12 protein-coding genes and 1 pseudogene are annotated in these 12,139 nt (G+C 75.6%); 11 read left to right on the top strand and 2 right to left on the bottom strand.

Translation table 11 applies throughout. From position 1 onward, the window contains the following. Positions 1-875, top strand: a pseudogene (locus ICW40_RS09075) (hypothetical protein); the annotation flags it as partial. Between the two features lie 59 nt (positions 876-934). On the opposite strand, the gene ICW40_RS09070 reads toward ICW40_RS09075, so the two are convergent. Further along, the gene (locus ICW40_RS09070; RefSeq protein WP_221653504.1) at positions 935-3,307 is read right to left on the bottom strand and encodes a putative bifunctional diguanylate cyclase/phosphodiesterase; all 2,373 of its coding nucleotides are present in this window, start codon (positions 3,305-3,307) and stop codon (positions 935-937) included. Positions 3,308-3,446: 139 nt separating this feature from the next. On the opposite strand from ICW40_RS09070, the gene ICW40_RS09065 reads away from it, so the two are divergent. From ICW40_RS09065 to ICW40_RS09055, 3 genes are all read left to right on the top strand, one after another. After that, the gene (locus tag ICW40_RS09065; RefSeq protein WP_221653503.1) at positions 3,447-3,791 is read left to right on the top strand and encodes a DUF3039 domain-containing protein; all 345 of its coding nucleotides are present in this window, start codon (positions 3,447-3,449) and stop codon (positions 3,789-3,791) included. A gap of 95 nt (positions 3,792-3,886) precedes the next feature. Further along, positions 3,887-5,608 carry a DEAD/DEAH box helicase gene (locus ICW40_RS09060; RefSeq protein WP_260458993.1) on the top strand — a complete coding sequence of 574 codons (1,722 nt, stop codon included), beginning with the start codon at positions 3,887-3,889 and terminating at the stop codon, positions 5,606-5,608. A 304-nt stretch (positions 5,609-5,912) separates the two neighbouring features. Then, positions 5,913-6,068 (top strand): hypothetical protein, encoded by a 156-nt coding sequence (locus ICW40_RS09055; RefSeq protein WP_221653501.1) that lies wholly within the window; start codon positions 5,913-5,915, stop codon positions 6,066-6,068. A gap of 147 nt (positions 6,069-6,215) precedes the next feature. Here ICW40_RS09055 and ICW40_RS09050 read toward each other — a convergent pair whose 3' ends face one another. Next, complete coding sequence (locus tag ICW40_RS09050) at positions 6,216-7,613, bottom strand: nicotinate phosphoribosyltransferase (RefSeq protein ID WP_221653500.1); 1,398 nt, start codon at positions 7,611-7,613, stop codon at positions 6,216-6,218. Between the two features lie 161 nt (positions 7,614-7,774). On the opposite strand from ICW40_RS09050, the gene clpS reads away from it, so the two are divergent. The 7 genes from clpS to ICW40_RS09015 all read left to right on the top strand — a co-directional run. After that, positions 7,775-8,053 carry an ATP-dependent Clp protease adapter ClpS gene (clpS, locus tag ICW40_RS09045; RefSeq protein ID WP_221653505.1) on the top strand — a complete coding sequence of 93 codons (279 nt, stop codon included), beginning with the start codon at positions 7,775-7,777 and terminating at the stop codon, positions 8,051-8,053. Continuing rightward, positions 8,050-8,685, top strand: a complete 636-nt coding sequence (locus ICW40_RS09040; protein WP_221653499.1) for a DUF2017 family protein — start codon at positions 8,050-8,052, stop codon at positions 8,683-8,685. The genes clpS and ICW40_RS09040 overlap by 4 nt, the downstream gene beginning before the upstream one ends. Positions 8,686-8,694: 9 nt before the next feature. Further along, positions 8,695-9,513 (top strand): glutamate racemase, encoded by an 819-nt coding sequence (gene murI / locus ICW40_RS09035; protein ID WP_221653498.1) that lies wholly within the window; start codon positions 8,695-8,697, stop codon positions 9,511-9,513. Further along, positions 9,510-10,301, top strand: a complete 792-nt coding sequence (locus ICW40_RS09030) for an MBL fold metallo-hydrolase (protein WP_221653497.1) — start codon at positions 9,510-9,512, stop codon at positions 10,299-10,301. The genes murI and ICW40_RS09030 overlap by 4 nt, the downstream gene beginning before the upstream one ends. A 67-nt stretch (positions 10,302-10,368) precedes the next feature. Next, positions 10,369-11,118, top strand: coding sequence for a ribonuclease PH (gene rph / locus ICW40_RS09025; protein WP_221653496.1), 750 nt, complete (start codon positions 10,369-10,371; stop codon positions 11,116-11,118). Further along, complete coding sequence (gene rdgB, locus ICW40_RS09020; protein WP_221653495.1) at positions 11,115-11,747, top strand: RdgB/HAM1 family non-canonical purine NTP pyrophosphatase; 633 nt, start codon at positions 11,115-11,117, stop codon at positions 11,745-11,747. Before rph ends, rdgB begins: the two co-directional genes overlap by 4 nt. Continuing rightward, positions 11,744-12,139: ATP-binding cassette domain-containing protein (locus tag ICW40_RS09015; RefSeq protein ID WP_221653494.1), on the top strand; the 396-nt coding region annotated here is incomplete at its 3' end. The genes rdgB and ICW40_RS09015, both read left to right, overlap by 4 nt.

The raw sequence follows: 12,139 nt of genomic DNA, 5'->3' as shown, positions 1-12,139 counted from the left end.
CGCTCGCACTGGTCTGGCTCGCGGCCGCCGTCGTCGCCTGGGCGGTCCTCCTGCGCCGGGCGCTGGTCAGCCCGGCCTCGCGAGGCGGCGAGGTCCGCAGGCGGCGCGACGCGATGCTCCCGGCGCGCGACGACCGCCGCGGCCCGGACGCGCTCGCAGCGCGAGCGGTGCTGCGTCGGTCGCTGCGCTACTGGACCGGGGACCCCCGCTACGTCAGCGCGATGCTGGGCGCCGTCGCGGCGCCCGTGGTGATCGTGCTGCTGCTCGCGACGGTCGTCGACGCCCCCGCGGCGGTCGCGCTCGCCATGGGGCCGCTCATGGCGGGGACCATCGCGTGGGGCCGGCACAACGACCTCGCGTTCGACGGCTCGGTGCTCTGGATGCACGTGGTCGCCGCGGTGCCCGGGCGGGCGGACCGGCTCGGCCGGGTGCTCGCGACGGTGGCCTGGGCCGCCCCGGCCACGGCGGCCGTGAGCCTCGTCGTGGCGTGGGTGGGCGGCCGACCTGACCTCGCACCCGCGAGCCTCGGTGCGTCCCTCGGGGTGCTGGGCGTCGGGCTCGCCGTCTCCGCGGTGCTCAGCCCGCTCTTCCCGTACCCCGTCCCCGCTGCGGGGGAGAACCCGTACTCGGCGCAGGTCGGGTCGCTCGGCGCGAGCATGCTCGCGCAGCTCGTGACCTCGGGCGCGACGCTCGTGGCGTGCGCGCCGGTGCTCGTGCTCTACGGGCTGGCGCTCTGGTGGGAGCCGGACCTCGTGGTGGCGGTACTCCTCGCGGGCCTCGGCACGGGCGCCGGTGCCGTCGTCCTCGGGGTCCGCCTCGGCGGCCAGGTGTACGACGCCCGCTCGCGCCGGGTGCTGACGCGACTGGGGTCGTAGGGCGGTCGCCGGCGCCCACGAGCGGCCGTCCGGATCCGTCAGCCGGCCGTGCGCGCCGTTCAGGAGCGCGACGCGGCGAGCAGGTCCCCGGGTCGCGCGGTGACCTCCGCCTGAGCGGAGTCGGCGTCGGCGTCGCGGAGCCGAGCCCCCAGGGCCTGCGCGGTCATGGGGCGCGCGAACAGGAAGCCCTGCGCGAGCCCGTACCCGAGGTCACCGAGGTCGTCGGCCTGCTCGGCGGTCTCGACGCCCTCGGCGACGGCGTCGATGCCCAGCCCTCGCGCGAGCTGCAGGACCGCGCCGGCGATGGCGTCCGCGCCGGCCACCGGGGCGAACCTCCGGTCGAGCTTGATCTCGTCGACCAGGCAGTCCACGAGGAGGCTCAGCGTCGACCGGCCCGTGCCGAAGTCGTCCAGGGAGATCCGTACCCCCATCGCACGCAGGTCGCGGAGCGACGCGTCGGTCGCGCCTCCGCCGACGGCCGTGGACTCCGTGATCTCGATCGTGAGCCGGCCGGCGTCCAGGCCGCTGTCGCGCAGAGCGGCGGCGACGTCGGTCGCGAAGCCCGGATCCTGGAGCTGCTGCGCCGACGCGTTGACCGCGACGGTCCGCAGCCCTGCACCACCGTGGTCGGCGATCCACGACGCCGCCTGCCTCGTGGCCTCGCGCAGCACCCAGCGACCCAGCGGGACGACGAGGCCGGTCTCCTCCGCCGCGGGGATGAACGACGCAGGCCGCACGAGTCCCTGCGTCGGGTGCTGCCAGCGCACGAGGGCCTCGACGCCGGTGATGCGACCTTCGGGCAGCGTCACGACGGGCTGGTAGTGCAGGACGAGCTGGTCCTCGGCGATCGCGGTGCGCAGCTCGGCAGCGATGCGGTGCCGCTCGGCGCCGCGCTGCTCCATGCCGGGCCGGTAGCGCTCGAAGCTGCCCTCGCCCCGCTCCTTGGCCTCGTACATGGCGACGTCGGCCTGGCGCAGCAGGGCCTCCGGGTCGTCCCCCGCACCGCCCTCGACGACGCCGAAGCTGGCCCGGACGGTCACCTCGTGACCGTCGACCAGGAGAGGCTGCGCGAGGGACGCCGTCAGTCTGGTGAGGACGGCCTCGACGGCGTCCGCACCGAGGCCGTCGACGAGGATCGCGAACTCGTCACCCCCGAGCCGTGCGACCACGTCGTCGGAGCGGACGCCCGCCCGGAGCCGCTGGGCGACGCCCGCGAGCATCCCGTCCCCGACGGCGTGACCCAGGGTGTCGTTGATCGCCTTGAACCCGTCGAGGTCGACGAGGACGAGGCTGAGGCGGCGGTCCGCCCCGCCGTGGTCGACGGCGGCGGAGAGCCGCTCGGCGAAGAGGGCACGGTTCGCCAGCCCGGTGAGCGCGTCGTGCGTCGCCTCGTGCCGGAGCTTCTGCTCGTGCAGGCCAAGGCTGGTGAGAAGCGTGTCGTTCTCGCGGAACGCGACGAGCTGCCGGACGACGACCAGCGCGGTGAGGACCACGGCGCCGACGACGACCACGAGCTGGTCGGGCGAGCGGGTCACCGAGGTGAGCACGAGCAGGGCGTCGACCGCGACGACCGCCACGTAGGGCAGCACGCTGTACCGCCGCCGTCGTCGCGCCCGCAGACGCGCGTCCGCGCCGTCGCTGAGCTGGAACCACGCGCTCAGCGCGATCGTGAAGGAGGCGATCGGGTTCAGGAGGACCTGGGCGTCGATCTCGGGGCGCGCGGCGAGGAGCAGGACGCTCGCCGCCGTGCCGAAGCCGCCGACCAGGGCCGACACCGCGCGCAGGTACAGCGTGCGCGGCGGGATCACCTCCGACCCGCTGAGCGACGCCCGGGTCGCGAGGAAGACGGCGAGCAGCGCCGCCCCGACGACGGGACCGACCGCGCGCGCCTCGTCGCCGGTCAGGACGGCCCGTCCCGCGCCGAAGAGGTGCCACACCACCACGGCCGCGGCGACGAGGACCGCCGCGACGTCGAGAGCGAGCGCCGCCTTCTCGGCACGCGTCCGCAGCCCGAGGGGGATCCGGAACACCGAGAGGCTCAGGAGCAGGGCACCGACGCCCTGCAGGGCGTTCCCCGCGGGCGCGACGGCGTCGAGGCCGAGGGTCGCGACGAGCCGGACCGTGATGGAGACGGCGATGAAGCTCATGCCCCACGCCGTCAGCCGCCAGACGTGCTGCGCACGCGGGTGGCTCGCGGGGTCCGTCGCGGCGCGACGGCACAGCACGACGGCGAGCACCGCGATCGCCGGGTTGAGGAGCTGGCCGACCGGCTGGCTCCACGGCGCATGCCCCGAGAGCTCGAGGACGAACAGGGCGACGTTCGTCAGGGCGAGGGCAGCGACGACCCGTAGCAGCCCGCGGGGGAGCACCCGGCCGTGGATCGCGGTCCGCAGAGCCGGGTCGGTGTCGGTGCGGGGGGTGAAGCGGGGCATCGGGCTCCTCGGTGCGGCGGCACCGGTCCATCGGCTGACCGCGACCCGAGCTGAGCGGTCCGCGTGCGACGCCCTGACGGCTGCGGCGGACCGCCGCCGGACGCGGAGGAGTGTCGGTGGGGCGACGTAGAATGGGGGCATGAGCCAGCCGACGACCCCGACCGGCCCGGACGACCCGTACGGTCAGCCCGGCGGCAGCGGACCCGGTGGTTCGACGAGCGTCCTGGAGCGTGAGGAGACCCGGCAGGAGGTCGAGCCCGGGGACCACGAGCGGTTCTCGCACTACGTGCGCAAGGAGAAGATCCTCGCCTCGGCCCTCTCCGGCAGCCCTGTGGTGGCGCTCTGCGGCAAGGTGTGGGTGCCGGGCCGGGACCCCAAGAAGTTCCCGGTGTGCCCCATCTGCCAGGAGATCTACGACGGCCTGCGCGACCCGCAGGACGGCGACCAGCCCGGCGACGGCGCCGGCTCCGACGGCGGACGGTGAACGCCCCGCACCACGCGGCGCGTCACTCCCCGGATGGGCACGGCCTCGCCGCGCCCGGGGGCGGCCACGGACCGTCGCCCGCCGCGGCCTCGCACCTGCCGCCCGCGTTCCCCGGCCGGGCGCCGTGGGGCACCGCCAGCAAGCTGCGCGCGTGGCAGCAGGCCGCCCTCACCGAGTACGAGGCGCGTGAGCCGCGGGACTTCCTGGCCGTCGCCACACCGGGCGCCGGCAAGACGACGTTCGCCCTCCGGGTCGCGACCGACCTGATCCAGCGCGGCGTCGTCCGGCGCGTGACCGTCGTCGCGCCGACCGAGCACCTCAAGCGTCAGTGGGCCGACGCCGCCGCGCGCGTGGGCATCCACCTCGACCCGAACTTCCGCAACAGCCAGGGACGCCACGGCGCGAACTTCGACGGCGTGGCGCTGACCTACGCCGGCGTCGCGAGCAAGCCGGCGCTGCACGCCGCCCGCACGAAGGCGGCGCCGACCCTCGTCATCCTCGACGAGATCCACCACGGCGGCGACGCGCTGAGCTGGGGCGACGCCGTCCGCGAGGCGTTCGAGGGTGCGACCCGACGGCTCGCCCTCACCGGGACGCCCTTCCGCTCCGACACCGCACCGATCCCGTTCGTCACCTACGCCCCGGGCGGCGACGGCATCCGCCGCTCGATCGCGGACTACACCTACGGCTACGGGGACGCGCTGCGCGACGGCGTCGTCCGGCCGGTGATCTTCCTCTCCTACAGCGGTCAGATGCGCTGGCGCACCCGCGCGGGTGACGAGGTCAGCGCCCAGCTCGGCGGCGGCGACCTCACCAAGGACATGACGGCCCAGGCGTGGCGCACGGCCCTGGACCCCGAGGGCCAGTGGATCCCGTCGGTGCTCGCCGCCGCGGACCGTCGCCTCTCCGAGGTGCGCCGGAGCGTCCCGGACGCCGGCGGCCTCGTCATCGCGACCGACCAGGCCGACGCACGGGCGTACGCCGCGCACCTGCGCCGGATCACCGGCCAGCCGGCGACGGTCGTGCTGTCGGACGACGACGGCGCGTCCGAGCGCATCGAGTCCTTCGCCGAGGGCGACTCCCGGTGGATGGTCGCGGTCCGCATGGTGTCCGAAGGGGTGGACGTGCCGCGCCTCGCTGTCGGCGTGTACGCGACGTCGACCGCGACCCCGCTGTTCTTCGCCCAGGCCGTCGGCCGCTTCGTGCGCGTGCGACGGCGCGGGGAGACGGCGTCGGTGTTCCTGCCGAGCGTCCCGCAGCTCCTCGCGCTCGCCGCGACCCTCGAGCTCGAGCGCGACCACGCGCTCGACCGGCCGGAGAAGGACGACGACCCCGAGGCCGACCTGCTCGCCGCGGCCGAGCGGGAGGCGACCGGTCCGGACGCCGTCGGCCCCGACGGCGTCGCGGGCACCTTCCAGGCGCTCGAGGCGCAGGCGACCTTCGACCGCGTGCTGTTCGACGGCGGCGAGTTCGGGACCGGCGCCGAGGTCGGCTCCGAGGAGGAGCTCGACTTCCTCGGGCTGCCGGGTCTCCTCGACGCCGACCAGGTGAGCACGCTGCTGCGCCAGCGGCAGGCGGACCAGGTCGCCGGCAGGCGCGCGCCGCGGCCCGCGGTCGACCACCGGCGCCTCGCGGACCTCCGCAAGGAGCTCAACGCGCTCGTCGGTGCGTGGGCGCGACGCAGCGGGCAGCCGCACGGATCCGTCCACACCGAGCTCCGGCGCCGGTGCGGCGGGCCGGAGGTCGCGCTCGCGAGCGAGGAGCAGCTGCAGGCGCGCACCGCGCTCGTGCGCGACTGGTTCGTCGGCAAGCGCTGACGCACGCACCGCACCTCGTCGCCGCGGCGCGGCCGGAACCGCGCCAGCATCGCGCCGACGGGGCGGTTCGCGACCGCCCGCGACGGCCTCCACGTCACCCGGTCGAGCGACGTCGTCGGTACGGGTGATGGGCGGGCTCCCGGCGTCGTCGCAGGTCAGGGGCCTGAGGCGCCGCCGTTACCAGCAACGCGCCGCGCGCGCACGTCGCCGTTCAGGATGCGCGCTTGAACAAGTCCTGCAACGCTTCTCGACAAGACGCACCACCCGGTACCCCCCGGGAAGGTGCCCGGACGAAAGGGCCATCATGCCTACCTGGCTGATCATCCTGATCATCGGCGTCGTGCTGCTGATCCTCGGCGTCGCCGTCGAGGCCGCGCAGTTCCTCATCTGGCTCGGCATCATCGTGCTCGTCGTGAGCCTCGTCCTCGGCCTGGTCGGCCGCGGCAAGGCCCGCGTGTAGCGCGCCGGACCACCACCAGCCCCGCGCCCGGGGACCTCGGCCATCCCGAGGTCCCCGGGCGCAGCGCTGTCCGGGCAGCGTCGTCCGGGCGCAGTCGCTGTCCAAGCCGCAGTCGCTGTCCGGACCCCGTCGCTGTCAGCGCCCGGTTCAGTCGTCGAGCTGCAGGGTCACGGTCGGGATCGCCGGGTCGCCCACCGAGAGGCGCCGCGCGCCGCGCGGCAGCTCGGCGCGCGAGGCGTGGTGGCGCTCGACCGCGTGCTCGACGCCCGCACTGCCCGTCCACCGCGTGTCCACGGCCCCGGCGACGACGAGCGGCACGTGCAGCTCGCGCAGGTCGCCGTCGGCCGGAGCCCACGCCGCGACGGCGTGGTCCGGGCCGGTCACGACGACCTCCTCGACCGCGCGGCTGTCCGCACCGAGCCGCCGCGCCGCCGTCTTGCGGCCGCCGCTGCTCTCCTTGCGCGCCGACGCCTTCGCCACGGGCTCGAGCCGGCCGTCGCGCCCCTCGCGCGCGACGAGCTTGTAGACCATCCCGCACGTCGGCGCCCCGGACCCCGTGACCACGGACGTGCCGACCCCGTAGGAGTCGACCGGCGCGACCGCGAGGGCCGCGATGGCCTGCTCGTCGAGGTCCGAGCTGACGACGATCTTGGTCCGCCGTGCCCCCAGCTCGTCGAGCAGCCCGCGGACCTCGTGCGCGAGGAACGTCAGGTCCCCCGAGTCGAGCCGCACGGCGCCCAGCTCCGGCCCCGCGGCCGCGACCGCGTTCCGCACCCCCTGCATGACGTCGTACGTGTCGACCAGGAGCGTCGTGCCCGGCCCCAGGGCGGCGACCTGCGCGGCGAACGCGGACGGCTCGTCGTCGTGCAGCAGCGTGAAGGAGTGCGCCGCGGTGCCGATGGTGGGCAGGCCGTACCGGCGCCCGGCCTCGAGGTTCGACGTCGCCGAGAACCCCGCCACGACCGCCGCCCGGGCCGCGGCGACGGCGGCGTGCTCCTGCGCGCGGCGGGACCCCATCTCGAGGCACGGCCGGTCCACCGCCGCGCTCGTCATGCGCGAGGCCGCCGACGCCACGGCGGAGTCGTAGTTGAGGATCGACAGCACGAGCGTCTCGAGCAGCACCGCCTCGGCGAACGTGCCCTCGATCGCGAGGACGGGAGAGCCGGGGAAGAAGCACTCGCCCTCGGCGTAGCCCGTGATGTCGCCCGCGAAGCGGTAGTCCGCGAGGAAGTCGATCGTCGCCCGGTCGACGACGTCGTGCCGGGCGAGCCAGGAGAGCTCGTCGTCACCGAAGCGGAAGGACGTGAGCGCCTCGAGCACGCGTCCGGTCCCTGCCAGCACGCCGTAGCGCCGGCCCGGCGGGAGCCGGCGCGTGAAGACCTCGAAGACGCAGTGCCGGTTCGCGGTCCCGTCCCGGAGCGCTGCCTGCACCATGGTGAGCTCGTAGCGGTCGGTGAGGAACGCCGACGACGCGGGGACCGGGGCGGGCAGCCCCGTGGCGTCGAGGGTCGGCGCCGGGAAGGACGAGGGCAGCTCTGCGCTCATGCGCCAAACCTAGGGGGACGATCACCGCGTCGCGCGCGCGACCCGTCCGACGGTCGGCGGTTCTCGTCCGTACAGTGAGACCTGTGGTGCAGACATGGGGGAGGGCGGCGCACGCCCTGACGTCGGGGCCCGTCCCGGTCGCCGTCGCGGTCGCCACGGCGGTGCCGGACCAGGAGGTGCGCACCGACGAGCAGCTCGAGACCGCCGACACGTGGGTGACGATCGTCTGGAACGACCCGGTGAACCTCATGAGCTACGTGACGTACGTCTTCCGCACGTACTTCGGCATGCCGCAGGAGCGCGCCGAGCGGCTCATGCGGCAGGTGCACGAGGAGGGACGGGCGACCGTCTCCTCGGGCGCGCGCGAGCAGATGGAGACGGACGCCCAGGCGATGCACCGCTTCGGGCTGTGGGCCACCGTCCAGGCCTCGGGCCGATGACGCGCAGGCGGAGGCCCTGGACGTTCGAGGCGGACGAGGGCGGCTGGGTCGTGGCCGTCGCGCCCCCGGAACGAGCCGTGCTGCTCGACGTCGTGGACGAGGTGATCGAGCTGCTCGGCGGCGCGGAGTCCGTCGAGCAGCAGGGTGAGCGGGCGGCCCGCCACCCCCTCGACGCGATCGAGCTCGACCCGCTCCCGATCGCGCCACCCGTCGACCCAGCGCTGCGCCGGCTGCTGCCGGACGCCTCCGGCGACCCGGCGGTGGCGGCGGAGTTCCGTCGCCTGACGGAGGCCGACCTGCGCACGGCGAAGGCGACCAACCTCACCCGGCTGCGGGCCGCGCTGGCCGGTGCGCGCACCGAGGTCGTCGTCGTGCCGAGCGAGGCGCCGAGCATCGCGGCCGCCCTCACCGACGTGCGGCTCGTCATCTCGGAGCGGCTCGGCGTCCGCACGGACGAGGACGCCGAGGACGTCTACCGGCTCGCGAGCGAGGCGACGTCGGGCGAGCCGTCGCCGCGCCACCTGCTGGCCGCGGTCTACGCGGTCCTCACCCAGCTCCAGGAGTCGTTGGTCGGGCTCATGCTCGGCGCGCTGCCGCGGCGCTCGTCACCGCGCCGCGGGGGCGCCGATTAGGCTCGGCCCGTGAGCGACGCGCCCATCGGCATCTTCGACTCCGGCGTGGGCGGCCTGACCGTGGCACGCGCCGTGCTGGACCAGCTCCCGCACGAGTCGGTCCTCTACATCGGCGACACCGCGAACAGCCCCTACGGGCCCAAGCCCCTCGCCGCCGTGCGGGCCCACGCGCTCGAGGTCATGGACGACCTCGTCGACGCCGGGGTCAAGATGCTCGTCATCGCCTGCAACAGCGCCTCGGCCGCCGTGCTGCGTGACGCGCGGGAGCGGTACACGCAGCGCCGCGGCCTGCCCGTGGTCGAGGTGATCCTGCCGGCCGCACGCCGCGCGGCCGCGGCGACCCGCACCGGCCGCGTCGGTGTGATCGGCACGCGGGCCACCGTCGAGTCGCGCGCGTACGACGACGCGTTCGCCGTCGCCGCCGACCTGAGCCTCACCTCCCAGGCGTGCCCGGGCTTCGTCGAGCTCGTCGAGGCGGGGCGCACGTCGGGCCCGGAGGTGCTCGACGTCGCTCGTGAGTCGCTCGCCCCGATCGTCGCGGCCGACGTCGACACGCTCGTGCTCGGCTGCACGCACTACCCCCTGCTCACGGGCGTCATCTCCTACGTCATGGGCGACGGCGTGACGCTCGTCTCGAGCGCCGAGGAGACGGCCAAGGACGTCTACCGGACGCTCGTCGCGCACGGCCTCGAACGGGACCCCGCGCTCGGCCCGCCCGAGCACCGCTTCCTCTCGACCGGTGACGCGGGCTCCTTCGCGACGCTCGCGCGGCGCTTCCTCGGCCCGGAGGTCGCGGCCGTCGAGCCGGCTGCGAGCCTGCGCGCATGAGGCTCACGGTCGTCGGCTGCGCCGGCTCGTTCCCCGGCCCCGACTCGGCCGCGTCCTGCTACCTCGTGCAGGCCGACGACGCCGACGGGCGCACGTGGTCGGTGCTGCTCGACCTCGGCAGCGGTGCGCTCGGGCCGCTGCAGCGCCACCTCGACCCGGCCGACGTCGACGCGATCGCGCTCTCGCACCTGCACCCCGACCACATGGCGGACCTCTGCGGGCTGTACGTGTACCTCAAGTACCGGCCCGACGGTCGCACGCGCGCGCCGCTGCCCGTGCACGGGCCCGTCGGCACGGAGCCCCGGCTCGAGGAGGCCTACGGCACCGAGGCGGGCGAGCGCCTCGTCGACCAGCTCGCCGTGCGGGTGTGGCAGGCCGGCGGGCCCGTGCAGGTGGGACCGCTGACGCTCACGCCCGTCGCCGTCCACCACCCGGTGCCCGCCTTCGGCGTGCGCGTCGCGGGGCCGTCGGAGGACGACCCGGACCGCACGGTCGTGCTCGCCTACACCGGCGACACCGACGCGTGCGAGGGGGTCGACGCGCTCGCCACGGGCGCCGACCTCCTGCTGTCGGAGGCGGCCTTCGTCGAGGGCCGGGACGACGCGATCCGTGGCATCCACCTGACCGGCCGCCGCGCGGGTGAGGCCGCCGCCCGGGGCGGCTCCGGGAGGCTCCTGCTCACCCACGTCCCCGCGTGGAACTCGACCGACGCGGCGGTCCTCGAGGCCCGCGAGGTCTACGACGGCCCGGTCGAGGCGGCGCGGGCCGGGACGACCGTCCGGCTCTGAGGCCGTCGCCGGCCGACGGCGACCCCGGGGGCGTGGGACGTCGGCGGGTTCGCCTAGGGTCGTCGTCATGACGTCCCAGACCTCCGCCACGCGTGCCGACGGCCGCCGTCCCGACGAGCTGCGGCCCGTCACGCTCACCCGCCACTGGCTCGACGCCGCCGAGGGCAGCGTCCTCGTCGAGTTCGGGCGCACGCGCGTGCTGTGCGCCGCCTCCTTCACCGAGGGCGTCCCGCGCTGGCGGAAGGGCAGCGGCGAGGGCTGGGTGACGGCGGAGTACGCGATGCTGCCGAGGTCGACGTCGACCCGCAGCGACCGCGAGTCGGTCAAGGGACGTGTCGGCGGGCGCACGCACGAGATCTCCCGCCTCGTCGGCCGGTCGCTGCGCGCCGTCGTCGACGTCAAGGCGCTCGGCGAGAACACGATCGTGCTGGACTGCGACGTGCTCCAGGCCGACGGCGGCACGCGGACCGCAGCGATCACCGGCGCGTACGTCGCGCTCGCCGACGCCGTCGCGTGGGGCCGGCGCACGGGCCGCATCAAGGGCAGGGCGGAGGTCCTGACCGACTCGGTCGCCGCCGTGAGCGTCGGCATCATCGACGGCGTGCCGATGCTCGACCTGCCGTACGTCGAGGACGTGCGCGCCGAGACGGACATGAACGTGGTGGTCACGGGCCGGGGCGCGTTCGTCGAGGTCCAGGGCACGGCGGAGCAGACGCCGTTCGACCGCGCGGAGCTCGACGTGCTGCTCGACCTCGCGGTGGCCGGCACGGCGCAGCTCACGCAGATCCAGGCCGCCGCGCTGGCGCAGGGCGCGTGACCGTGGCGCGCCTGGTCCTCGCCACGCACAACCCGCACAAGGTCCGCGAGCTGCGCGAGATCCTCGCGCCCGTCGTGCCCGGTCTGGCCGCGCAGGACGTGGTGGGGGCGGCCGACGTCGGCGCGGAGCCGCCGCGCGAGGACGGCGTGACGTTCGCCGAGAACGCCCTCATCAAGGCGCGCGCGCTCGCCGCGGTGACGGGCCTCCCGGCGGTCGCGGACGACTCGGGGCTGTGCGTCGACGTGCTCGGCGGGGCGCCGGGCATCTTCTCGGCCCGATGGTCCGGTCACCACGGCGACGACGTCGCGAACCTCGTGCTGCTCCTCGCGCAGCTGGCCGACGTGCCCGACGAGCACCGCGGCGCGGGGTTCACGTGCGCCGCGGCACTCGTGACGCCCGACGGCTTCGAGCACGTGGAGACCGGGGTGCTGCGCGGTCGCCTCGAGCGCGCCCCGCGCGGTGAGGGCGGCTTCGGGTACGACCCGGTCCTCGTCCCGGACGCACAGCCGGCCCGTGCCGCGGGCCGGCTCCTCACGTGCGCCGAGCTGACGCCCGAGGAGAAGAACGCGATCTCCCACCGCGGCAGCGCGTTCCGGGCCCTCGCCCCGACGGTGGCCGCGCGGCTGTGAGCGCGCTCGCGCCGCCGTCGGTCGTCCCGGCCGGCGCCGTCCACCTCGTCGCCCGCGACGTCGCGGTCGGCTACCCCGGGCGGTCGGTGCTGACGGGCGTGACGTTCCGCGCCGGGCCGGGGTCGCGCGTCGGGCTGGTGGGGGAGAACGGCACCGGGAAGACCACGCTCCTGCGCGTGCTCGCGGGCGAGCTCCAGCCCACGTCGGGCGAGGTGCGCCGCGCGGGGTCGCTCGCGACGGTCGCCCAGGAGCTCGAGGTCGCCGGCGACGCGACGGTGGGAGACCTCGTCGAGGAGGCGCTCGCCCCCGTGCGGGCCGCCGCGGCGGAGCTGGCGGCGGCGACCGCGGCGATGGACGCCCTCGACGCCGAGGCGCACCCCGCGGTGCACGAC

The organism is Actinotalea ferrariae, assembly GCF_019733465.1.
Classification (GTDB): domain Bacteria; phylum Actinomycetota; class Actinomycetes; order Actinomycetales; family Cellulomonadaceae; genus Actinotalea; species Actinotalea ferrariae_A.
This window is presented reverse-complemented; position numbering and strand designations above follow the sequence as displayed.

Excerpts from the sequence above, each read along its gene's own strand:
- ICW40_RS09030 (WP_221653497.1), top strand. The coding sequence starts at position 9,510 with ATGAGGCTCACGGTCGTCGGCTGCGCCGGCTCGTTCCCCGGCCCCGAC.
- ICW40_RS09040 (WP_221653499.1), top strand. The coding sequence starts at position 8,050 with ATGACGCGCAGGCGGAGGCCCTGGACGTTCGAGGCGGACGAGGGCGGC.
- ICW40_RS09065 (WP_221653503.1), top strand. The coding sequence starts at position 3,447 with ATGAGCCAGCCGACGACCCCGACCGGCCCGGACGACCCGTACGGTCAG.
- ICW40_RS09070 (WP_221653504.1), bottom strand. The coding sequence starts at position 3,307 with ATGCCCCGCTTCACCCCCCGCACCGACACCGACCCGGCTCTGCGGACC.
- ICW40_RS09055 (WP_221653501.1), top strand. The coding sequence starts at position 5,913 with ATGCCTACCTGGCTGATCATCCTGATCATCGGCGTCGTGCTGCTGATC.
- rph (WP_221653496.1), top strand. The coding sequence starts at position 10,369 with ATGACGTCCCAGACCTCCGCCACGCGTGCCGACGGCCGCCGTCCCGAC.
- ICW40_RS09050 (WP_221653500.1), bottom strand. The coding sequence starts at position 7,613 with ATGAGCGCAGAGCTGCCCTCGTCCTTCCCGGCGCCGACCCTCGACGCC.